Genomic DNA, 21,922 nt, shown 5'->3' with positions numbered 1-21,922 from the left:
GGCATTCGCTGCGTGCACCGATGCAGCCTATGGCATCGGCGGCATGCGCCCAGCAGGCGACGGCCACACTCTGACACCGGACGCCCGGGCGTTCGGAAGGCGATCACCCACACGCTTCCCCGCTACGGGATAATGCGGCGATGGCCGACCGCAACCAACAGATCCTCACTCCCAGCCAGCTCAATACACTGGCGCGCGACCTGCTGGAAGGCAGCTTCCCGCTGGTGTGGGTGGAAGCCGAGCTGAGCAGCGTCACCCGCCCGTCCTCGGGCCATCTGTACTTCACGCTCAAGGACGCGCGCGCGCAGATCCGTTGCGCGATGTTCAAGCCCAAGAGCACCTGGCTGAAGTTCCAGCCGCGCGAGGGCTTGCGCGTGCTCGCACGCGGCCGCCTCACCTTGTACGAAGCGCGCGGCGACTACCAGCTGGTGCTCGACCATATGGAAGAAGCCGGTGAAGGCGCGCTGCGACGTGCCTTCGACGAACTGCGTACGCGCCTGGCAGCCGAAGGCCTGTTCGATGCCGAGCGCAAGCAACCGCTGCCGGCGCATGTACGCCGCCTGGCGGTGATCACCTCGCCCAGCGGGGCGGCGGTGCGCGATGTGCTCAGTGTGCTGGCGCGACGCTTCCCGCTGCTGGAGGTGGACCTGTTGCCGTCGCTGGTGCAAGGCGACAGCGCTGCAGCGCAAGTGACATCCCTGCTGCAGCGCGCCGATGCCTCCGGGCGTTACGACGTCATCCTGATCACCCGCGGTGGCGGCTCGCTGGAAGACCTGTGGGCCTTCAACGACGAACGTCTGGCGCGCGCGATCGCCGCTGCGCAGACCCCGGTGGTCTCGGCGGTCGGTCACGAGACCGACTTCAGCCTGAGCGATTTCGTGGCCGACGTGCGTGCGCCCACGCCGTCGGTGGCGGCCGAGCTGCTGGTGCCCGATCAGCGTGAACTGGTGGCGCGGGTGAGGCGCGCGCAGGCACGCATGGCGCAGCTGCAACAGCATGCCCTGCGGAACGCGATGCAACGCGCCGACCGGCTTGCGCTGCGCCTGCGTGCGCACAGCCCGCAGGCACGGCTGCAGCTGCTGCACCGGCGCCAGGAAGAGGCCGGCCGTCAGCTGCGCGCGCGCATGGCCCAGGTGCTGGAACGCCTGCAGACGCGCGTGCAACGCGGGCAGGCGCACCTGCAGGTGCATAACCCGCAGCGCAATCTCGCCAGCTTGCAACAGCGGCTGCGCGCCCTGCATCCGCAAGCGGCCATGCAACGGCACTTGCAGCACGATCAGTTGCGGCTGCGCGGCCTGGCGCGCTCGCTGGAAGCGGTGAGCCCGCTTGCCACCGTGTCACGTGGCTATGCCATCGTGACCCGCCCTGCCGATGGCAGCGTAGTGCGCAGCGCCGCCGACGTGGTGGCCGGCGAGCACCTGCGTGCGCAACTGGCCGATGGCAGCATCGCTGTGCGGGTGGAATCTGGCGAAGGCTGAAAACAAGCAGCCCACGACGACGCGGTGTCTGCAGCACTGCTGCCGCTCTTCGCCTGCTTGAACCAGTCGAAGAGCGCCGCGCCAGGTCGCGCCGCCATCGGTCGGCGCGCTGACAGCAAACCTTGAATAAGCCGTCGGGTGACGGGCAGACCCGGCATTGCGCTCAGGCACTGCGGCCACCGCCGCCAGGGATCAGGCACCGGTGCCTGGCAGAACGTGCTCGACTGCGAGCGTCGGTTGTCGATCACACGCTCCGGAAAAACGTCGTCTAGTGCTTCTTCAACGCTGAGCGGCGTCAGGAGCGGCCAGGCATCTGCGCGGCGTGCTGCCAGCCCTGCATCAGCAGCGTGGTCAAGACCACCGGGTCGTGATCGAAATGGTGGCCACCTGGCCGCACCGCCACCTCGACGCCGCGCGCGCGCAGCTCCGGGCACAGCGTGTCCTTTTCCTCGCTGCCATAGATGCACTGCAGCCGATGCGCGTCCAGCGACTGGATGGCGGGCTCCACATCGCGCTCGGCATCGTTGTGCCATCCCAGCCAGCCGCCGACACGCACCTTGAAGTCGGCCTGGTGGCCAAGCCCGAGCAGGCTGACGAACTGCACGGAGGCGCGCTGCTGCGGCGACAGTTCCGGGTAGGCGAACGGCAGGATGTCGGCACCGAACGAATACCCCACCAACGCGACGTGCTGGATATGCCAGCGCTGGCGATAGGCCGCGATCACCCGATCCAGGTCCGCGCCCACCTGCTGCGGGGTACGGCTGGCCCAGAAGTATCGCAGGCTGTTCCAGCCCACCACCGACACGCCCTGCTGCTGCAGCTGCGCGGCGATGCCCTTGTCCAGCTCGCGCCAGCCGCCATCGCCGGAGAGCATCACCACCAGGCGGTCGCTGCCGGGTGCGTGCAGCTCGACCAGCGGCAGGTCACCCAGGCCTTGCGTCTGGGCCGCCTGGAAGTGGCCGCGCGTGGCCGCAGCGATCTGCATCGGGCTGGCGCCGTCGACCAGATCGTCGAGAAAGCCCTGATTGGCATCGGGCACGTCGCGCGAACATGCCAGGCCGGTGTCGGTAGTGCCGGCATCGGCAACCACCGCACCGCCCAGCACGTCCGGCGCCGACGACGCCAGCGCCTGGCGTGCCAGCACGGCGCCATCGCCCTGCCCCACCAGCACCGGCGGCAGGAAGGCATCCACATGTTCGGCGCGCAACAATTTCTTGCCGAGCCGCTCGGCGTCGTCGGCCAGCGAGCTGCAGGCCGCGTGGTGCGAGCGCAAGCGCTCGCGGTAGCTGGCGGTATCGACCACCGCAACCAGCGCACCGTCATCGCTCAGCATGTCGGCCAGGCGCTGGCCGTCCTGCGGATGGGCGCTGTCGGGCAGCAACACCACCATGGCCTTGGGCGTGCCTTCCGGGCGAACGATCTCCACTGCGTGGTAGTGCCCGGCGGTGTTGCCCTCCTGCATGTGCCGCGCCACGGCATAGCCGCTGCCGCCGATCAGCAAGGTCGCCATGACCCAACGAAACATCGTGATCCCCATGCTCATCGCGGCAGTCCTTCAGAAGCGCTGGCGCTTCGACCGCCGCACGCATCACCGGTTCCATCCGCGCGCGGGCAGTGTTCGCTGCGGTTAAGCCAACGGATCCAGACATCAAAAGGCCGAAAAATCTCTGCATCGAGAATTCCAGTCTGCAGTCGCTCGTCTCAGGAAACGCTGTTTGGTGGAGGTGAGCGGATTGGTGGAGGTGGGCGGAATCGAACTGCCATCCCGAAGCATCCATCTCCTCAACTCTAGATCCCGCGCGCCAGCCTGAAACCGATCCGCGCACTGGTGGTATCGGAGTCCTGCGACTGCCGCCACGCTGCGCGTGTCTGCTGCGGCGAGTTGGCCCAGCTGCCGCCGCGGATCATGCGCTGCCGGCAGCCCGGGTTGAACCATGCCGCGCCATCGGCCGGTGCCCGGCGATAGCTGGCGTGCCAGCAGTCGGCCACCCATTCGCTCAGGTTGCCGCCCATGTCGTGCAAGCCCCAGGCGTTGGCGCGGAAACTGCCTACCGGTGCCGGGCCCCAGAAGCCGTCGCCGTAGCCGACGAAGCCGTTGTTCCAGTGCCGGCCGCTGCGCGATACGTCGTTGCCGCCGGTGAAATTGCCCGTGTCGCGCGGTGGCGAGCCGGCATTCCCCCACGGATAGCGCCCGGTGGTGCCGGCGCGCACCGCGTACTCGAACTCGGCCTCGCTGGGCACGTGGTAATGGCGGCCGGTCTGCTCCGACAGCCAGGACGCATACGCCTCGGCGTCGCGGATGCTGACATGCATCACCGGGCTGTTGGGCGCGGCCCGTGCACCGTTGTAGTCGGACTGCCAGTCCACGCCGCTGCGGCGGATGAAGTTGCCGCTGCGCTCGTCGTACACCACCGAATGCCCGCGCCGGGTGGCCCGCGGCCGCGCACCGGTGGCCTCGACGAACTGGCGGAACTCGGCCACCGTCACCTCGGTGATCGACAACGCAAAGCCGCGTGCGAAGCGCACGTAATGCGCCGGGCGCTCGTTGTCGGAGGCCCCCGGTTCGGCATCGCCGGCACCCATCTGGAAGGCACCATGCGGCACCACGATCATCTGCGGTCCGCGCCCGCCGAGCTTGAGCCCGTCGGTGAAGACCTGCCCGGGCCGGAAGCTGCCGTAATGGGTGGCCAATTCCAGCCGACGGCGCAGATCGCCCGCCATCGGGTCGCCGGGGTCGGCGATGCGCAGCACCTCGGCCAGTTTCTCACCGGCGGCCTTGAGACCGCGCGGCGACGTCAGGTCGTGCAGGCCGGCATCGTGCAGCGCCGCGATCTGCGCGCGCCGCGTGCGCTCGATGCGCGCGCGCGCATCGGCAATGGTGGGCGCGCGGTCGCGCACCTGCCCGGCCATCTGCAGCCAGTACCGCGCACCGACGAAATCGCCGGCGTCGGCGGCCTGTTCGGCGCGTTCGAGCAATCCGCTTTCCACTGCGGCCAGGCCCTGGCGCGTGCGTGGGTTGTCCGGGTCCAGTTGCGCGGCATCGCGAAAGTTCACCAGCGCGCCGTTGCCGTCTTCGCCCAACCGGCCACCGCGCAGATCGTCTTCACCGGCCCGGTTGAACCCGAGCACGCGCTGGGCGGTTTCCACTTCGCGTTGCAGCGCACGCACCTTCGGGTCCTGCGGTGCGAGCGCCAGCGCCACGATGGCCAGCTCGCGCGCCTGTTCCAGCGCATCGTCCTGTCGCTCGGTCTGGGCAATCAAGGCCTGCCCGCGCTCGAGCAAGCGCGCGCGGGCCTGCTCCAGCCCGCGCCGGCTGGCCGCGTCCTTGCCGCCGGCGCGTTGCTGGATGGCCAGGTACAACGGGATCGCATCGTCGGCGTCGCGGTACAGGCGATCGTCCTGCAAGGCCGCGTCGGCGCGCTTGCGCGCCTGCGCCAGGGGCTCATCGCCCAGATCCACGGCCGGCGGTTGCCACTGTGCAACGGTCTCGGCGGATTCTTCGCCGCCGATGGAGACATTGGGTGTGCCTGGCTGCCGCGTCGCCGCCGGCGCTTGTGCAGCCGGCGCCGGAGTCGGTGCCGGGGCACGCGAACAGGCACACATGCTGAGCGCCACCAGTGCCCACGTTGCCATCCGGTTACCGCACTTGCCCACCACCTGCTCCTTCCAGTGCTCTGCCGCACGACAGGCGATCGCGACGTTAGGCTATTCTGCGCGTTCTGCGCAAACCCTTGCTGTCGACGGAAATCACGTGCCACATTGGATCACCCACCCCTCCGAGCTGACCGAGCGCCTGCAGGCAGCGCGCCCATCGCGCATCGGCCTGGATACCGAATTCATTCGCGAACGCACCTACTGGCCGCAGCTGGCGCTGGTGCAGATGGCCATCGGCGAGGAGATCCTGCTGATCGACCCGCTGATCCCGGGTATGAACGCGGCGCTCAAGGAGTGGTTGACGGCCACCGACATCGTCAAGGTGATGCATAGCGCCAGCGAAGACCTGGTCACCTTCAAGTGCGCGTGCGGGGTGCTGCCGCGGCCGCTGTTCGACACCCAGATCGCTGCCGCCCTGGCCGGTGTCGGCGGCGGCATGGGCTATCAGAAACTGGTGCAGGAAGTGACCGGCACCTTGCTGACCAAGGGCGAGACGCGCTCGGACTGGATGCGCCGTCCGCTCTCTCCGTCGCAGCTGGAATATGCCGCCGACGACGTGCGTTATCTGTTTGCGCTGCACGATGAGCTGACCCGTCGCCTGACCGAGCAGCACCGCCTGGGCTGGCTGGCCGAAGATGCAGAGCGGCTGCTGGCCATCGTCGAGCACGACGATGGCGAGCGTTGGCCGCATGTGAGCCTGCGCACCGCGCAGTTTCTGGAGCCGGCCGCGCAACGTCGGCTGCTGCGGCTGCTGCGCTGGCGCGATCTGCAGGCGCGCCAGAGCGACCGTCCGCGCAGCTGGATCCTGGACAACGAATTGGCCAGCCAGCTGGCGCGGTTTCCGCCTGCGGACTTGGACGCGCTGCTGCGCCAGTTCGACAAGTTCCCCAAGGCCCCGCGCAAGCTCGCCGCTGCGGTCTGGGAGGCACTCAACACGCCGCTGCCGGACGAAGACAGCGCCCCGCTGGCGCAAGCGGCCACCGATGGAAACAAAGCGGTGCTCAAGCGCCTGCAGGACGCCGTGGCGCAGCGCAGTCGGGAACTGGGCCTACCGGACGGCCTGCTTGCTTCGCGGCGACATCTTGAAACGCTGATCGAGCAACACGCTTGGCCCGCGGCCCTGGGCCAATGGCGCCGGCAGCTGCTGGAAGCACAGCTGCTGCCGCTGCTGGCCGATCCTGCCGCGCAGTAAGATCGGCTTCACGCAAAGAGCCCGCCGCCATGCGGGCTTTTCATTGCGTGCATCGGCCCACCTGCAATCTGGCAGGCGTCAATCCTGCGCCGCCCAGCGTGCCAGGTTCTGCTGGATATGGTCCATGTCTGCCCATGGGTCCTTGCGCCGGCGGCGCAGTTTCTCCGGTACATCGCGTAGCGTGAATGCGTCGGCACGGTGCAGCTTGGGCAGATCCGACCACGGCAGCGGCAAGGCCACCGGTGCGCCCGGCCGGCCCCGCAGCGAATACGACGCCACCGCCGTGGCGCCGCGCCCGTTGCGCAGATAATCGACAAAGATGCGCTTGTTGCGAAACCGCTTGGTCGCGGTGGCGACAAAGCGCTCCGGTTCCGACTGCGCCAGTGCATCGGCAAAGCCCTTGGCAAAGCGTTTGGTCAGGTCCCAGTCGCAGCCCGGGTTCAGGGGCACCACCACATGCACCCCCTTGCCGCCGGACACGCGCAGGAACGATTCCAGTTCCAGCTGCGCCAGCAGCTTGCGGATATCGGTCGCCGCGCGCTTGACCTCGGCAAACGGTACGTCCGGGCCCGGGTCCAGGTCGAACACCACCCGGTCGGCCACATCGGGGCGGGCAGCATGCGAGCCCCAGGGATGAAACTCCAACGCGTTGAACTGCACCAGCTCCAGCAGCCCGGGCGCATCGTCCACGACCAGGTAATAGGCATTGTTGCCGGTGTCTTCCTTCAACCTGACCGAACTGACGCGCTCCAGCCCGGCGGTGTGGTGTTTCTGGAAGAAGCACGGCTTTTCCGCCCCGTTCGGACAGCGGATGATCGAGAGCGGGCGGCCGACGATTTCCGGCAGCAGATGGTCCATCACGGCCTGGTAGTAGTCCCAGACGTCGCCCTTGGTCGCGCGGATATCCGGGTAGATGAGCTTGCTCGGGCTGGACAGCGCCGGCACCGCCGACGCGGACGTGGCGCTCTGCGCGCTGGGCGGCGAAGACGATGCAGGCGACGACGTAGGCGCTCCCTTGGACCGGCGCGATGGCGTCTTGCGCAGACCGGCCGCCGCACCGCCGGCCGCATCGCTGTCGGCCAGGTCGGCAATGTGCTTGTCCGGGCGCAGCGCCTTGAACGAGGCCTGCCGCAATAGCTGCTGACCACCGATGCCGCGGTAGAACACCTCCACCACGAACCGCGGCGCAAACCAGGTTGCGCCGCGCAGATCGGTATCGTCGGTCGGCACATGGGCGGTGGGTGTCCGCGTGCCGCCCTCCAGCTGCGGCGTCACCTCGCGCATCAGCGCATCGGAAAAGCCCGATCCCACCCGGCCGACGTACAGCCAGCCGTGCACCGGGTCAGGTGTAGCCAGCAGCAGCGAACCGAACCCCGTGCGGCTGCCCTTGGGCGCGGTATAGCCCACCACCGCGTATTCCTGGCTGGCCAATTGCTTGGTCTTGCGCCAGTCGTCACTGCGCCCACCGTGATACGGCCGGTCCGCACGCTTGGAGATGATGCCTTCAAAATGCTGCTCGCCCGCGACGCGGAACGCCTGCTGTCCGTCGCCTTCCACATGCGAGCTATACGCCAGGTGCGCCGTCGGCGCGGCGGCCATCACCTCCTGCAACAGTTGCTTGCGCTGGATCAGGGGCGACTGACTGATGTCCACGCCGTCCACGTGCAGCAGATCGAAGACTGCCAGCGCGAGCGGCATCTGGCGCTCACCGGACAAGGTCGCCTGCAGCAGATTGAAGTCCTGCTTGGTGCCGCGCCCGGCAATCAGCTCGCCGTCCAGTTGCGCCGAGCGTAGACCCAGCGACTGGATCGCATCGCGGATCTCGGGCGTCTTGTCGGTCCACTCCAGCGCATTGCGCGACCACAACCGCACCTGCCCGTCGCTCACGGTCGCAAGGATCCGGTAACCGTCCCACTTGATTTCGTGTACCCACTGCGCGCCATCGGGGGGCGCCTGGCCCAGCTTGGCAAGCTGCGGCTCGAACGGCGCATCGGCCAGCTCGGCGCGGCGCGCGTTGCTGAGGGCGAGCGCCTGTTTCGCCCAGTCCCGGCGCTTGCCGGCGACCGGCGCAGGCACGTGCGTAAGTGCCTTGCGCCCGGCCTTGCCGGCACCGGCACGACGCACATCGGCGGCGGGCGCGGCAGCGACATCGGCCAGCAGGTCGTCGGCCTCCAGCGTGCCGGCGTAGGCGTCGTCTTCCTTGAACAGCAACCACTGCGGCTGCCGCGCCGGCTTGCCGGACCGTACCAGGTGCCAGCCGCCCTTCAACTTGCTGCCGAACAACTCAAACCGCAGATGCCCCTTGGCCAATTGCGCCTCCGGGTCGCCAGCAGTAGCCCATACCCCGTGGTCGAACTGGGCCACGTGGCCGCCGCCATACTCGCCCTTGGGAATCTCTCCTTCGAACTCTGCGTAGTCGACCGGGTGATCCTCCACCTCCACGGCCATGCGCTTGACCTTGGGGTCATAGCTCGGCCCTTTCGGCACCGCCCAGCTCTTGAGCGCATCGCCCACCTGCAGGCGGAAGTCGTAATGACGCCGGCTGGCGTGGTGCAGCTGCACCACGAAGATCGCCCGCCGCCCGGCGGGCACGGTCTTGCCGGGCTCCGGCTCGCGGGTCTTGTCGAAGCGGCGCTTGCGGCGGTATTCGCTCAGGCTCATCGGGGCTGCCGGGCCTACTTCCGCAGATGCTCACGCACGCTGGCAGCGACCGGGCCGACCTGTTTTACGGCAGCACGCAGTTCGTCGGCACTGACCCCCAGCGCCTTGGTCCAGTACTGCAGCTCATAGGCTTCGTTGACATTGATGCGGTCGCGGTCAGGCGAGCCGGTGTTGTGTTTGTCGTCGCTCATCAGCTGGCTCCTGTATCGTCGTGGTCGGGTTTGCTGGCGTGCGTGTAAGCTGGACAACGCCTGCAACGACGATGCGAAAGCGGCCGAACAGATCTCGTGAACGGCCTGTTCACGCCATGTGCAAGCAACCGCACCCGCAGCGGCGGCCCCCGGGCCGCATGCCATAATGGCGCGCGCCCCCGGCGGCGTCTCCACTCTTTATTCCGAGGCCATACCTCTGTGAGCAATACCTCTTCGAAACTGGATTCCATCGCGCAAGCCAAAGCCAAGTTGCTGGACGAGCTGCAGAAGTTGGAAGAACAGGAGAAAACCGAGCGCGCGAGCGAGGCATCCTCTGCGCACGCCACCATCGTCTCGCTGCTCGAGCAGTTCGCCGGTCACTTCAGCACCAAGCAACGCAACGACATCGCCGCTTACCTGGGCACCACCGCTGCGCGCAAGGAAGTGGTCAAGAGCGGCCGCAGCGAAGTGAAGCCGAAGTACGAACTGCCGCACACCGGAGAGACCTGGTCCGGCCGTGGCCGTACCCCGAAGGCCTTTGCCGCGTGGGAAGGCTCGGTGTCGTACAAGGAGTGGAAGGCCAAGAACCCGGACCTCAAGTTCCCGCTGGTACGCGAGTAAGCGTTGCAGGATCGCGCCCTTGTGGCGCGGTCAATTGGCGGTTGTCTTGGCGAACCTGGTGGCATGTGGTTAGAATCGAGACACGTGGGGCGGTAGCTCAGCTGGGAGAGCGTCGCGTTCGCATCGCGAAGGTCGAGGGTTCGATCCCCTTCCGCTCCACCACGGCATCAAACCAAGAGCCTCGGACGTCCGCGTCCGGGGCTCTTGCGTAGGGGGGCACCCCGCGTGCGTGCCGGGCAGCCGCCGCCATGGCACCGGGATCACACCCGCTGCGCTAACGTGCGCCGCACCAACACACCGGAGCCGACGCCATGAGCAACCAACAGCGCCCACCTGACACCGACGCCGACGACGCCAGTGGCGTCTCCGAGAGCCAGGAGTCGCGCAAGCAGGACGAAGCGGCCAAGCAACGCCCAGGCCAGGAGGACCTCAAGGTGCATGACGAGCACAGCCGTCGCCCCAAGGGCAACGCCGGCCAGGGCGAATGATCCACCCAGCCTCATCGCCCGCAGCACGGCCGGACTGGGATCCAGGCCGCCTGCCGCGGCCCCGGGATGTGGCAAGATCCGGACAACGTTGACCGCCAAGGGGGCGGCGACCGCCGGATGGCCGGCCCGCACCACGGCAGCGATCATTGCCGCCGACATTTCCACGCCTAGATGGCGTCTTGTTGCAAAGGCCTTGCATGCAGCTTCCAGACGCGCCCGCGTTGCATCTGATCCACGCGACCTTGTTGCCGGGCGAGGTCGGCGCGGTGCTGGGTGCGCGCGCACCGGCCAACGAGGACGAGCGTGTGGCGGCGCTGCACGCCTATCAGCTGTTGGATACCCCTGCCGAGCAGCCCTATGACGCGCTCACCGCCGACGCAGCAGCCGTGTGCCGCACGCCGATGGCGCTGATTTCGTTGGTCGATACGCAGCGGCAATGGTTCAAGTCACGGATCGGCATGCAGCATGCCGAAACGCCGCGCACGCTGTCGTTCTGTGCGCACGCCATTCTCGAACCCGATCAGCTGATGGAAGTGTCCGACACCCGTCTGGATGCGCGCTTCGTCGACAACGCGCTGGTCACTGGCGAGCCGCAGATCCGCTTCTATGCCGGCGCTCCGCTGCTGACGTCCGACGGCATTGCGTTGGGCACCCTGTGCGTGCTCGACCGGACGCCGCGGCGTCTGTCCGGTGCCGAGCGTGACGCGCTGCGCGCACTGGCCCGGCAGGTGGTGGACACCATCGAACTGCGCCGTGCGGCCAGGCTGGTTGAGCTGGACGCATTGCGCGACGAACGCACCGGGCTCTGGAACCGCGCCGGGCTGGAGCGCGGCTTGCAGGACCTTGCGACCAGGCGCGCAGACGAGACCGGTCAGCACGCGCTGGGGTTTTTGCTGATCGATCTGGACGGCTTCAAGCGCCAGAAGCTGCAGGCAGGTGCAGCCTGGGCCGATGCGACCCTGGCCCAGGCCGCGCAGCTGATCGAGACTCGGTTGCCGCCCTCCGCGCTCGTTGCACGGCTGGACGGCGACCGCTTCTGCGTGGCACTTGCCAGTCCCTCGCCATCGGCCGCCTCACAGGCCGCCGACGACATCCGGCAGGCCATCGAAGCGGCGACCTGGCCCATCGGTGTATTGACCATCAGCGTCGGGCTGGTCGATGGGGCGGCGGGCGAGGCCCTGGACAGCAGCATCCTGCTGGCACGCGCCCGGCATGCCTTGCAGCGTGCGATCCGCGACGGACGCAACCGCGTGCACCGATTCAGCGGATGGCAGTTGCACGACTGAGCGTCGCGCCCGCTCCTGTATCGGTGATCTGCGCCGCTCAGGCAGCCAGCGTGTCGGCAGTGCCGGCGATCTCGTCCACCTGCAGCACCTGCTCCATGTCCAGCAGCACCACGAAGCGCTCGCCCACCTTGCCCATGCCGCGCAGCAGATCGCGGCGGATATGCGTGCCGAACGCCGGCGCCGCTTCGATGTCCTGGTCGGCCAGCTCGATCACGGCATTCACCGCATCCACCAGCACCCCGATCGCCTGCGTGCCCTGCGCCTGCCCGGTGGACAGGATCACGATGCAACTGCGTTTGTTGATGGCACCGCCGGCACGCCCCAGCCGCGCCTGCAGATCGACCACCGGCACCACCGCGCCACGCAGATTGATCACCCCGCGCACGCAGGACGGCATCGATGGCACCGGCGTGGGCGCGCGGTACTGGATGATTTCGCGGATGCCGAGAATGCTGGTGGCGAAGGTTTCGCCGTCCAGCTGAAAGGTAAGGTACTGGGCGGCCGCGTCGGCGTCGCCCGGCATGCCATCGCAAGTCTGTGCGGTCATCGATCGGTCTCTCAGAAGCGGGCGAACTGGCCTTCGTCCGGGCCCTCGGACATCGCATAGGCTGGCGCGGCGCTGCTGCGCCAGCCACGGGTACCGGCCGCACGGACCGGGCGTGCGGCCACCGGCTTGCCGCGCTTGGGCGGCGTGCTTGCGTTGCCCTGCCCGCCCAACCGGAAGAACGCCATGCTCTGTTGCAGCTGTTCGGCCTGCGCGCTCATCTCTTCGGCCGTGGCGGCCAGTTCTTCGGACGCGCTGGCGTTTTGCTGGGTGGTCTGGCTCAACTGCACCACGGCCGAGTTGATCTGGCTGACGCCGGAGGATTGTTCTTCGGAAGCGGCGGAGATCTCCTGCACCAGGTCGGAGGTGCGCTTGATGCTGGGCACGATGGTATCGAGCAGGCGCCCGGCACGGTCGGCCAGTTCCACGCTGGAGCCGGCCACCTCGCCGATCTCCTGCGCAGCCACCTGGCTGCGTTCGGCCAGCTTGCGCACTTCGGCGGCGACCACCGCAAAGCCCTTGCCATGCTCGCCGGCACGTGCGGCTTCGATCGCGGCATTGAGCGCGAGCAGATTGGTCTGGTAGGCGATGTCGTCGATGATGCCGATCTTCTGCGCGATCTGCTTCATCGCCTGGGTGGTGGCAACCACCGCCTCGCCACCTTCGATGGTTTCCTTGGCGGCCTGGGTGGCCATGCCGTCAGTGATGCGGGCGTTCTCGGTGTTCTGGCTGATCGAGGCGGTCATCTGCTCCAGCGACGCACTGGTTTCCTCGACGCCGGCGGCCTGTTCGCTGGCAGCCTGCGACAACGATTGCGCGGTGGCGCTGACTTCTTCGGAGGCGCTGGCCAGGGTTTCGGCGCTGGTATTCACCTCGCCCACCACCTGCGACAACTTCTGCACCATGGTGCGCATCGCTTCGAGCAATTGCGCGGTTTCGTCGCGGCCGTGCACATCGATCTGCATGGTCAGATCGCCTTCGGACAGGCCGTTAGCCACGGTGACCGCGCGCCGGATCGGGCCGGTGACGCTGCGGCTGATCACCACGCCCAGGACGGCGCCCAGCAATACGCCGCTGCAGATGATGGCGATCAACAGCTTGGAACTGCGTGCATGGATGGCGCCGGTCTCCGCATTGGCCGAGGCCGCGCTGCGTTCGCGCAGACCGCTCAGGTCGGTCATCAAGGCATCCACTTCGTCCGAGCTGGCGCGTACCGCACGCGACAGTGCGGCAAGTTCCGGGTTGGCCTCGCGCAATGCTTCGCGATTGGCGGCTTCGATAAAGCGGCCGCGCTCATCCAGATAGGTCTGCCACGCGCGGTCGAACTGCGCCAGCTTGGTCTTGCCATCTTCGGTCTGGAAGCTACCGCGTGCACGGGTCATGTAATCGACCACCTTGGCGGTGTACTTGTCGATGTTCTGCACGTGCGACTGGCGCTCTTCCGCACTGCTGGCCAGCAGCAGGTTGGCGCGTGCGCGGCCGGCATAGATCAGGTTGATGTTGGCTTCCTTGACGTTGGACAAGCCAAGCAACTCGCGTTCGTACAGCGAGGTCGACAGGTCGCTGATGCGTCCGGAATTGGAATAGCCCACCCACCCGATGCATGCGCCGATCGCCGAGACGATCAGAAACGCCACGATCAGCCGGGTTCCGATTTTGAAGTTGCCTAACATTGGAGTTCTCGTAAGTGATGCGTGGGCGACATGCAGTGCATGGCAATCGACCGTGCTGGGCGTGCCGATCACAGGGATGCGGACGCGTCTAACCAATCGTTGATAGCTATCGGCGATGGCAAAACCCGCTTGAGATGCGAGCGCCGCCAACACGCCTATTCAGCCGATTGGATATGCGCTTTTGTGACAGGTCAGACGCTCCTGCGCGTCTCCATTCGGAAAACCCCTACCCCCGCTCGCCCAACTGTCCGGGACGGTCCGCAGGGACATCACGGCGCGGCCGCTAGGCTTGCCGCATGTCGTCCACGCCATTACCCCGCACGTTCTACGCCCACGATGCGCGCCAGGTCGCGCCTTGCCTGCTCAACAAGGTACTGGTCAGTGCCGACGGCCGGCGCGGCCGCATCACCGAGGTCGAGGCGTATTGCGGCAGCGAAGACCCGGCCGCGCACTCGTTCCGCGGCATGACCCCGCGCACGCAGGTGATGTTCGGCGCCCCTGGGCACCTGTATGTGTATTTCATCTACGGCATGCATTGGGCGATCAACGCCGTGTGCGGCGGTGCCCCCGGGCATGCGGTGCTGATCCGCGCACTGCAACCGCTGGCCGGGCTGGAGGCCATGCACGCCGCGCGTGGTGGCACCGCAGCGGCCAGGCTGTTGACCACCGGCCCCGGCCGCCTGGCGCAGGCCTTCGGCGTAACCGCGGCGGACAACGGGCTGGACCTGACCGCTGCCACGGCACGCCTGTGGGTGGAGGATGACGGCATGCCGCCCCCGTCGGTGCCGTTGGCGACGCCGCGCATCGGCATCCGCAAGGCGGTCGACCTGCCCTGGCGCTGGGTGGTCCCGGACAGTGCCTATCTGTCGCGCCCGCTGCCACGCGTCACCGGCACCCGTGCACCGGTGGCGGGCGACTGAGCCAGCCACTGCTCCATCGGCGTCGGCTCGGCAGCACCAGGCCCGCGTTGCAGCAGGCGCAAGGCCTGCCCGGACTGTTCCGGCGTGAGTTCCTGCAGTGGCTGGAAACGGTCTGCCGCCCACACCGCCACCGGCAGGCCATCGAGCGAGGCCACGCGGTTGCCGGGTACCCGCGCGACGCGTTCGCCGGGCAGCAGGCTGCCCAGCAGATTGGCCGGGTCGCTGGCGCTCACGCAGACCCACTGCTGCTGCGGAGCCTGCGCCCGCACGCGGCGCAGTGCGGCAATCGCCTCCGGCAACGCGAACTGTTCGCCGGACAGGCCGGCAATGAAGCGGCCACCACGGATCTCGCCACGCGCTTCCAGGCGCTGGTACATGCGTAGCAATTCGCGCCACGGCGGCAACCACGCCGCCTCGCGCTCGAGCAGCCGCCAGCAGACCACGCCGTAGCGGCGCAGCAGCGTGCGCGCCACATGTTCGAGCATCTCCTGATGCCGCTCGCCGGCCTCGGCCAGCGGCAACTCCGCAAGCGCGCGGACGGGCGCCCAACGGCCGGCATCGCGGATGCCCAGCGCACTGGCGCGACGCCGCTGGCGCGACAGTGCCGACGGCCGCTTGGAGGCCGGCACCAGGAGCGCGCGCAGCCCGGCATAACTGTCGCAATGCACGCGGCCGCGCATCACCAGTTCGCTCAAGGCATCTTCCAGCTCGGTGCTCATCAGATGCGCGGCATCGGCAATTTCGTCGAAGAACAGCGCGCCCTGCTGCTGCAGGACCTCCACCACCCGCTGCGCGCGCGAACCCAGCGGCTCGTCGTCGGCCGCACGTGCCAACCCGCTCCAGCGTTGTGCCTCACGCCGCGGCAGCAGCACGATGGGCGTGGCCCGCAGCGCGGCGCCGCTGCGCCCGCCGCCGGGCCGCAGGCGCGCCCACACCGTGCGCCCGGCGGTGCATAGTTCGTCCAGCCAGGCCGGCTGGTAGTCGCGCACGCGCGCCGGCAGCAATTCGCCCTCCCACAGCACGGCCGGCGCTTCGAACCCTTCCAGCTGCCCCACCACGCCCGCCAGCGCATCCGGGCCCGCGACCCGGCTGGCGCTGTCCAGATGCTGCCATTCGAACAGGAAGCGTGCGTAATCGCGCTGCGAGACCGGCTCGATCTCGCGCCGCAACCGCCCCAGCGTGTAGCGGTGGATGCGCGCCAGCAGGTGGCGCTCGCACCACTCCTGCGATGCTGCCTGCGCACTGAACTGCCCGGCCATGACATAGCCTTCGCGCTGCAAGGCCAGCAGCGCCAGGGCGATTTCCTCCTCGGGCAGGCGCAGGGCGCCGGCGAGCCCGCCCACCTGCGCAGGGCCCACAGCCGACAGCCGCCCGCGCAACAGCTCGCGTACTGCACGGTCGCGTTCCCAGTCGGGCACCCGGCAATCGGCGGGCACCTGCAATGGCGGTTGCGCCACGGCGCCGGCATACAGCGGCATGAACCACTCGATGCGCTCGGCGCTGATCCACAGCGCGGGCGCAGCGGCGATGGTCAGGCAGCTGGCGCGGCCGGCGGCGGCCAACGCGGTCAACCAGGCCTGCCATTGCGCATCGGTCGCCTCGTCCACCGGCAGCACGCCCAGCCCGACCAGCGCCTCGTGCATCTCTTCGGCATCGCGCGGTTGCGGCCATGCTTCTTCGCGGACCAATGCGATGGCCTGCGGGTCCAGGCGCCCCAGATCGTCGCTGCTCTGCGGCGTGTAGCGCCGGCCCTGTACCGCCTGGGTACGCCGCTCTTCCAGCGGCGCATCGTCCAGAAACGCGTACGGACGCGCGTTCAAGGCTTCGGCCGCCAATGGCGACGGTGCGGCCAGATCGCGCGCCACCAGGCGGATGGCTCCCGATTCCAGCCCGCGCAGTACCTGCAACCACCCCTCGCTATCCATCGCCTGATGCAGGCAGTCCTCCAGCGTCTGGGTCACCAACGGGTGGTCCGGCACCTCGCGCTCGCCTGCCAGGTTTTCCGCGCAGGCGACCTGATCCGGAAATACGGTAGCCAGCAGATCTTCGGACTTCATGCGTTGCAACTGCGGGGCCACCTTGTTGCCGCCGGTGAACCGCGGCAGCGCCATCGCATTGGTGGCGTTCCAGCGCCAGCGCACGCCGAACAACGGCGCGTCCAGCAATGCCTGGATCAAGACATGCTCGGCCGACGACGAATGCAGGTAACGCGCCACCTCTTCCAGGGCAAAACTATGACTGGTGGACAGCGACAGCACGATGGCGTCTTCGGTCGCTGCGGCCTGCAGCTCGAAGTTGAAGGTGCGGCAAAAGCGCTTGCGCAGTGCCAGGCCCCAGGCGCGGTTGATGCGGCTGCCGTACGGCGAATGGATCACCAACTGGGTGCCGCCGCTGGCATCGAAGAAGCGCTCCATCACCAGGCACTGCTGGGTGGGCATGGCGCCCAGCGCGGTGCACGCCTGGGCAAGGTAGTCCACCAGTTGCTGCGCTGCCTCGGCAGACAGCGCCAAGGTCTTGCACAGCCAGTCACGCGCGCGCTGATGCGGGGCACTGTCCAGCCGCGCCGCGATTTCGCCACGCAGGCGCGACACCGCCGCCGACAACTCATCGCTGCGGCCAGGCGCCTCGCCCAACCAGAACGGAATATTGGGTGGCGCCCCGCGGGCATCCTCCACCCGCACGCGGCCTGCATCCACACGCAGGATGCGGTAGCTGGCATTGCCGAGCTGGAACACATCGCCGGTGAGGCTTTCCACTGCGAAATCTTCGTTCACCGTGCCAATCTTCTCGGCCTGCGGCTCCAGCACCACGCTGTAATCGCCGGTTTCCGGAATGGTGCCGCCGGAGGTCAGCGCCGTCATGCGCGCGCCGCGACGCGCGTGCAGCCGACGATGCACCGCGTCGCGATGCAGATAGCCGGCGCGCGGGCCCAGCCGGGTGCTGAAACCCTCGCACAGCATCCGCACCACGCTGTCGAAGGTGGCGCGGCTCAGCCGAGCGAACGGCCAGGCGCGGCGCATCAGCGCAAACAGCGCATCCTCGTCCCAGTCCTCGCATGCCGCTTCGGCCACGATCTGCTGCGCAAGCACATCGACCGGCGCCAGCGGAATGCGCAAGGCATCCAGTTCGCCGCGGCGCACACTGTCCAGCAAGGCAGCGCATTCGACCAGCTCGTCGCGGGTCTGCGGAAACAGACGTGCCTTCGGGGTGCCGCCGACCTTGTGCCCGGAGCGGCCCGCACGCTGCAGGAACGTGGCGATCGAGCGTGGCGAACCGAGCTGACACACCAGATCGACATCGCCGATATCCAGCCCCAGCTCCAGCGAGGCGGTCGCCACCAGCACGGTGAGATCGCCGGCCTTGAGGCGCTGCTCGGCCAGCAGGCGCGTCTCGCGCGACAGACTGCCGTGATGCGCGGCGACCCGCTGCTTGTCCAGCAGATCGCCCAGGTGCCGCGCCGCACGCTCGGCCATGCGCCGCGTGTTGACGAACACCAGCGTGGTGCGATGGTGCTGCGCCAGCGCAGCCACTTCGGCATAGACCTGCAGCCATTGGTCGTTGGACATCACCACGCTCAGCGGGGTCGGCGGCAACCCCAGCGCCAGATCGCGCGCGCGCGTGTAGCCGATGTCCACGATCTCGCAGGGCGGCGGCGCGCCGTCTTCACCAACGCCAACCAGGAACTGGGCCACCGTCTCGATCGGCTTCTGGGTGGCCGACAGCCCAACCCGCGTGATCGGCCGCTCGGCCAACCGCTGCAGCCGCTCCAGTGTCACGCTCAGGTGACTGCCGCGCTTGTCCGCGGCAACCGCATGAATTTCATCGACGATGACGGTCCGCACATGCCGCAGCGCGTTGCGGCCGGAAGCCGACCCCAGCAGCACGTACAGCGACTCCGGCGTGGTCACCAGGATATGCGGCGGCACACGCCGCGCCTGCGCCCGCTCGCGTTGCGGGGTATCACCGGTGCGCACCGCCGTGCGCACCGGCACATCCGGCAGGCCACTGGCAGCCAGCGCCGCGCGGATGCCCTGCAACGGCGCCTCCAGGTTGAGATGGATATCGTTGGACAACGCCTTCAGCGGCGACACATAGACCACGCGGGTCTCATCGGGCAGCATCCCGCCATGCTCGAGTCCGTCGCGGATCAATGCATCGATGGCTGCGAAGAAGGCAGTGAGCGTCTTGCCCGAGCCGGTCGGCGCGGCCACCAGCGTATGCTGCCCGGCCTGGATTGCCGGCCATGCGGCGATCTGCGCAGGCGTGGGCGCAGCAAAGGTCTGCGCAAACCACGCAGCGACAACGGGATGGAATTGCTGCAGAACAGGATGCATGGGCAGTGCCCGACGCCACCACGGCAACCGGCCGCGCGGCGATCGGATTCAACTCGGCGGGACTGCACTGGATGGGGGTGCGATGCCGTGCATGCAAGCCTGACCCACGCAAGGGCGTGAACGGTTTAGTGCGGTTGTGTCCTGCACCGACAGTCGATCGCTTGCGCAAGGGTTTCAGGGCCTCGTGCCGAACACGCGGACAAGCGCGCCGCCCAAGTCGTCGCGTCCTCGTACCTGCAACGCGGCAGCACCGCTGGATTGTCGTCCAGCCGCCCGCCATGGCACATTGGCTGCCATGCCCAGTCTCATTCTCTTCATGATTGCCGGCGCAGCGCTGTTCGCGTTCTGGAACTCCTCGCGCGCCGCTGCCGAACGTGCCGACATTCTCGGCCGCAATGCCTGCCGCGCCGCCGATGTGCAGTGGCTGGATCAGAGCGTGCACTCCACCAACATCCGTATCTGCAGAATGCCCAATGGATGGCTCGGCTTCGAGCGCACCTTCCGCTTCGAATATTCCTACGACGGAGCGGACCGCCACAGCGGCAAGCTGGTGCTGCGCGGCGACCAGCTGATCGCCTTTACCGGTCCGCAGGTCGCCACCGTGCGGGCGCTGCATCCGGAGCAGGAGCGGCTGGAATGATGCGCCGTGACCGCTGCGCGCATCCTTCCACGTAGCGACACCTGACACCGCGACGACGCGTCGGGAACCCGCTGCGCTGCAAGTGCCGGTCGGTCGCATTGCGCCAGCCAGCACGGCGTACGGAACGGCTCGACCAATTGGCTGCGAGCTCACCGGCAATGGCTGGTATCCGTCTCCCCCCCCTCAATCAGGGCAGCTCTACCTCGTCTCCCCGCGCAGATGCGGTCAATGCGTCCGAGCGCATGCGCACAGCCGATCGCACGCCCGGCACGCGTCAGCAGGCGAGATATGGCGTCGTTCTCGATGCCGAAGAGGCACGCGGCAGCGGGCGTGTCGGTGTCGCTGCGCGCAACCAGACACCCCGCGCCTTCAATGACGCGCTAGATGACATATTGGTCGGGGCAAACGCACGTGCCGGAGGCATCCGCTGCATCGTGCGCGATGTGACGGACGCGCTCCGCCGGGACTGGAACGTGACCGTCGGCAAGCCTACTTGACCACGCGCAGATGCGGGCGCTTGCCACCGCTGGGTGGCTCGTCCGGCGCCGGTGCGCTCGGCGGCGGTGTGCCGGGATCCGGCGGCTCGCTGCTGGTGCCGGGGATGTCGTCCGGCAACGCCATGCCCTGCCCGGTTTCGCGTGCATACACTGCCAATACCGCGGCCATCGGCACCATGACGGGATAGCTGACGCCGCCAAAGCGCGCAGTGAAACTCACGCTGTCGTTGTCGACCTGCAGGCCGACGACGGCACGCTCGGCGATGTTCAACACGACCCGGCCGTCCTTGACGGCACTTGCCGGCACCTGCACGCCAGGCAGTCCTGCGTCCACCAGAACGTGCGGCGTCATGCCGTTGTCGTTGATCCATTCGACCAAGGCCCGCAACAGGTACGGGCGATGGCTGGTCATGCGGGGGAAATCTTCGCTCATGGCGTCATTTTACCCGGACACGACCCGCAACGGCGGCGAGCGGATCGCAAGTCGGTCTGTTGGCATACAGCCGTCGCATCAGCCCGGCAGGTCGCGCAGCTTCTTTTCCTGCTCGGTGAGGCTGCGAATGAAACCGGGATTGCGGAAGATCCGGTTGCCATAGTCCTCGATGGCCTTGCCATCCTTGGGCAGGCCGATCTCCAACGCATCCAGTCGCCAGATGATCGGCGCCATCGCGCAATCGGCCAGACTCATTTCCGGATTGAGGAAGAACTTGCTGGCCTTGAACAGCGGCACCGACGCGGTCAGCAACTCCTTCAGACGCTTGCGGCCCGCTTCGGCCTGGGTCTTGTTGCCGAGCTGGATTGCCTGCACCTGTGGCACCCAATCGTGTTCGATGCGCAGCATCGCCAGGCGCAGGCGCGCGCGCGACAACGGATCGACCGGCATCAGTGGCGGATGCGGATAACGCTCATCCAGGTACTCGCTGACCACCGAGGCCGCGTACAGCACCAGATCGCGCTCGACCAGGGTTGGCACCGAATGATAGGGATTGAGATCGATCAGATCTTCGGGAGGATTTTGCGGGTCGACCGGCACCAGGTCGTAGGTCACCCCTTTCGCCGCCAGGACCAGACGGACCCGGTGGCACAACACGTCGTCGTTGGACGAAAACAAAGTCAAGGTATTCCGCATACGCACACTCGTCGCCATTCAAGGCTCTCCGACGACCGGAATCCGCCGGCCGCATCGGCGCGGCCGGCCCAACGCCGACCGTCACCACGGTCTATCGAGTGTGCAATCACGTCACGCAAAAGCCAAGAGTGCTAGGGCGCATTGACACCTGGGCAGCAGGTGATGTTGCGGGTCAGTCAGGGATGGAGAGCGTGGCCTGACGGATCGACCCAACGTCGGAGACGTGCGCGCCGCCCAGTGTCCACGGAGGCTGGCAGCTGGATGGGCATCGACGTCGGCGTGCCGTGCATCGATGCTGTTTGACCGGTACATGACGCGATCAGGACGTTCGATGTGGCAGCTAGCGTGTTGATGCGGGGCCGGGTCGGCTGCTGCGATGGCCGGTCGACGGCTCGGGCTGCAATTACTGCAGCAACAGCAAAATGTGCACGCACGAGGAGCGCGGACCCAGGTCTGATGAAGGGGCTGCGCGCGCTATCAAGCGCGACTTGGCGCGTTAGGCCTGCGCAATCGTGTGCTGTGTTCAACGGCGTGTGCCGCGCAGCATCTCGAAGGATGCTGGTGACCGATAGGCTGAGTGCGCTTGCTTGCGAGCGCCAGGCTCCACTTGCGCG

General features: G+C 67.8%; 17 protein-coding genes and 1 tRNA gene. 9 read left to right on the top strand and 9 right to left on the bottom strand.

What is annotated here, in order from left to right:
* Nucleotides 1-140: 140 nt before the first annotated feature.
* A complete protein-coding gene (gene xseA, locus ABQZ09_RS14070) occupies nucleotides 141-1,478 on the top strand; it encodes an exodeoxyribonuclease VII large subunit (protein WP_349777173.1) in 1,338 nt (445 codons plus the stop codon).
* A gap of 295 nt (nucleotides 1,479-1,773) precedes the next feature.
* On the opposite strand, the gene ABQZ09_RS14065 is transcribed toward xseA, so the two are convergent.
* Both ABQZ09_RS14065 and ABQZ09_RS14060 read right to left on the bottom strand, forming a co-directional pair.
* Nucleotides 1,774-3,021, bottom strand: a complete 1,248-nt coding sequence (locus tag ABQZ09_RS14065; protein ID WP_228314619.1) for a virulence factor family protein — start codon at nucleotides 3,019-3,021, stop codon at nucleotides 1,774-1,776.
* Nucleotides 3,022-3,266: 245 nt separating this feature from the next.
* A complete protein-coding gene (locus tag ABQZ09_RS14060) occupies nucleotides 3,267-5,111 on the bottom strand; it encodes a formylglycine-generating enzyme family protein (protein WP_039563987.1) in 1,845 nt (614 codons plus the stop codon).
* A 118-nt stretch (nucleotides 5,112-5,229) separates the two neighbouring features.
* On the opposite strand from ABQZ09_RS14060, the gene rnd reads away from it, so the two are divergent.
* Nucleotides 5,230-6,324 carry a ribonuclease D gene (rnd, locus tag ABQZ09_RS14055; RefSeq protein WP_349777172.1) on the top strand — a complete coding sequence of 365 codons (1,095 nt, stop codon included), beginning with the start codon at nucleotides 5,230-5,232 and terminating at the stop codon, nucleotides 6,322-6,324.
* 78 nt (nucleotides 6,325-6,402) lie between these two features.
* Here the strand turns inward: rnd and ligD are convergent, their stop codons facing one another.
* Together ligD and ABQZ09_RS14045 are read right to left on the bottom strand one after the other, a co-directional pair.
* Nucleotides 6,403-8,985 (bottom strand): DNA ligase D, encoded by a 2,583-nt coding sequence (gene ligD / locus ABQZ09_RS14050; RefSeq protein ID WP_349777171.1) that lies wholly within the window; start codon nucleotides 8,983-8,985, stop codon nucleotides 6,403-6,405.
* Nucleotides 8,986-8,999: 14 nt separating this feature from the next.
* Nucleotides 9,000-9,176 (bottom strand): DUF3606 domain-containing protein, encoded by a 177-nt coding sequence (locus tag ABQZ09_RS14045; RefSeq protein ID WP_068835655.1) that lies wholly within the window; start codon nucleotides 9,174-9,176, stop codon nucleotides 9,000-9,002.
* Nucleotides 9,177-9,395: 219 nt separating this feature from the next.
* Between ABQZ09_RS14045 and ABQZ09_RS14040 the strand changes: the two genes are divergently transcribed.
* The 4 genes from ABQZ09_RS14040 to ABQZ09_RS14025 all read left to right on the top strand — a co-directional run bounded on the left by ABQZ09_RS14040 (nucleotide 9,396) and on the right by ABQZ09_RS14025 (nucleotide 11,571).
* Nucleotides 9,396-9,797: an H-NS histone family protein gene (locus ABQZ09_RS14040; RefSeq protein WP_039407796.1), complete on the top strand. Its 402-nt coding sequence runs from the start codon at nucleotides 9,396-9,398 to the stop codon at nucleotides 9,795-9,797.
* An 86-nt stretch (nucleotides 9,798-9,883) separates the two neighbouring features.
* Nucleotides 9,884-9,959 (top strand) — tRNA-Ala (locus ABQZ09_RS14035).
* A gap of 149 nt (nucleotides 9,960-10,108) precedes the next feature.
* A complete protein-coding gene (locus ABQZ09_RS14030; protein ID WP_184387412.1) occupies nucleotides 10,109-10,285 on the top strand; it encodes a hypothetical protein in 177 nt (58 codons plus the stop codon).
* 197 nt (nucleotides 10,286-10,482) lie between these two features.
* Nucleotides 10,483-11,571 (top strand): GGDEF domain-containing protein, encoded by a 1,089-nt coding sequence (locus tag ABQZ09_RS14025; protein WP_349777170.1) that lies wholly within the window; start codon nucleotides 10,483-10,485, stop codon nucleotides 11,569-11,571.
* 37 nt (nucleotides 11,572-11,608) lie between these two features.
* On the opposite strand, the gene ABQZ09_RS14020 is transcribed toward ABQZ09_RS14025, so the two are convergent.
* Both ABQZ09_RS14020 and ABQZ09_RS14015 read right to left on the bottom strand, forming a co-directional pair.
* Nucleotides 11,609-12,118 (bottom strand): chemotaxis protein CheW, encoded by a 510-nt coding sequence (locus ABQZ09_RS14020; protein WP_184554716.1) that lies wholly within the window; start codon nucleotides 12,116-12,118, stop codon nucleotides 11,609-11,611.
* 11 nt (nucleotides 12,119-12,129) lie between these two features.
* On the bottom strand, nucleotides 12,130-13,788 hold the full coding sequence (locus ABQZ09_RS14015) for a methyl-accepting chemotaxis protein (RefSeq protein WP_349777169.1): 1,659 nt from the start codon (nucleotides 13,786-13,788) through the stop codon (nucleotides 12,130-12,132).
* 296 nt (nucleotides 13,789-14,084) lie between these two features.
* Between ABQZ09_RS14015 and ABQZ09_RS14010 the strand changes: the two genes are divergently transcribed.
* Nucleotides 14,085-14,708, top strand: a complete 624-nt coding sequence (locus ABQZ09_RS14010; RefSeq protein ID WP_349777168.1) for a DNA-3-methyladenine glycosylase — start codon at nucleotides 14,085-14,087, stop codon at nucleotides 14,706-14,708.
* On the opposite strand, the gene ABQZ09_RS14005 is transcribed toward ABQZ09_RS14010, so the two are convergent.
* Nucleotides 14,648-19,042, bottom strand: a complete 4,395-nt coding sequence (locus ABQZ09_RS14005; RefSeq protein ID WP_349777167.1) for a DEAD/DEAH box helicase — start codon at nucleotides 19,040-19,042, stop codon at nucleotides 14,648-14,650. The genes ABQZ09_RS14010 and ABQZ09_RS14005 overlap by 61 nt on opposite strands.
* Nucleotides 19,043-19,337: 295 nt before the next feature.
* Here ABQZ09_RS14005 and ABQZ09_RS14000 point away from each other — a divergent pair, with 295 nt between their 5' ends.
* Together ABQZ09_RS14000 and ABQZ09_RS13995 are read left to right on the top strand one after the other, a co-directional pair.
* On the top strand, nucleotides 19,338-19,682 hold the full coding sequence (locus ABQZ09_RS14000) for a DUF3301 domain-containing protein (RefSeq protein WP_010382418.1): 345 nt from the start codon (nucleotides 19,338-19,340) through the stop codon (nucleotides 19,680-19,682).
* A 242-nt stretch (nucleotides 19,683-19,924) separates the two neighbouring features.
* Nucleotides 19,925-20,179 carry a hypothetical protein gene (locus ABQZ09_RS13995; protein ID WP_349777166.1) on the top strand — a complete coding sequence of 85 codons (255 nt, stop codon included), beginning with the start codon at nucleotides 19,925-19,927 and terminating at the stop codon, nucleotides 20,177-20,179.
* On the opposite strand, the gene ABQZ09_RS13990 is transcribed toward ABQZ09_RS13995, so the two are convergent.
* Together ABQZ09_RS13990 and ABQZ09_RS13985 are read right to left on the bottom strand one after the other, a co-directional pair.
* A complete protein-coding gene (locus ABQZ09_RS13990) occupies nucleotides 20,172-20,612 on the bottom strand; it encodes a ClpXP protease specificity-enhancing factor (RefSeq protein ID WP_039407814.1) in 441 nt (146 codons plus the stop codon). The genes ABQZ09_RS13995 and ABQZ09_RS13990 overlap by 8 nt on opposite strands.
* A gap of 78 nt (nucleotides 20,613-20,690) precedes the next feature.
* On the bottom strand, nucleotides 20,691-21,326 hold the full coding sequence (locus tag ABQZ09_RS13985; RefSeq protein WP_039407816.1) for a glutathione S-transferase N-terminal domain-containing protein: 636 nt from the start codon (nucleotides 21,324-21,326) through the stop codon (nucleotides 20,691-20,693).
* Between the last annotated feature and the right edge of the window lie 596 nt (nucleotides 21,327-21,922).

It is taken from the genome of Xanthomonas sp. WHRI 6106 (assembly GCF_040202405.1).
Lineage (GTDB): Bacteria > Pseudomonadota > Gammaproteobacteria > Xanthomonadales > Xanthomonadaceae > Xanthomonas > Xanthomonas cannabis.
The sequence above is the reverse complement of the archived record's forward strand: the minus strand, read 5'-3'. Positions and strand labels throughout refer to the sequence as shown.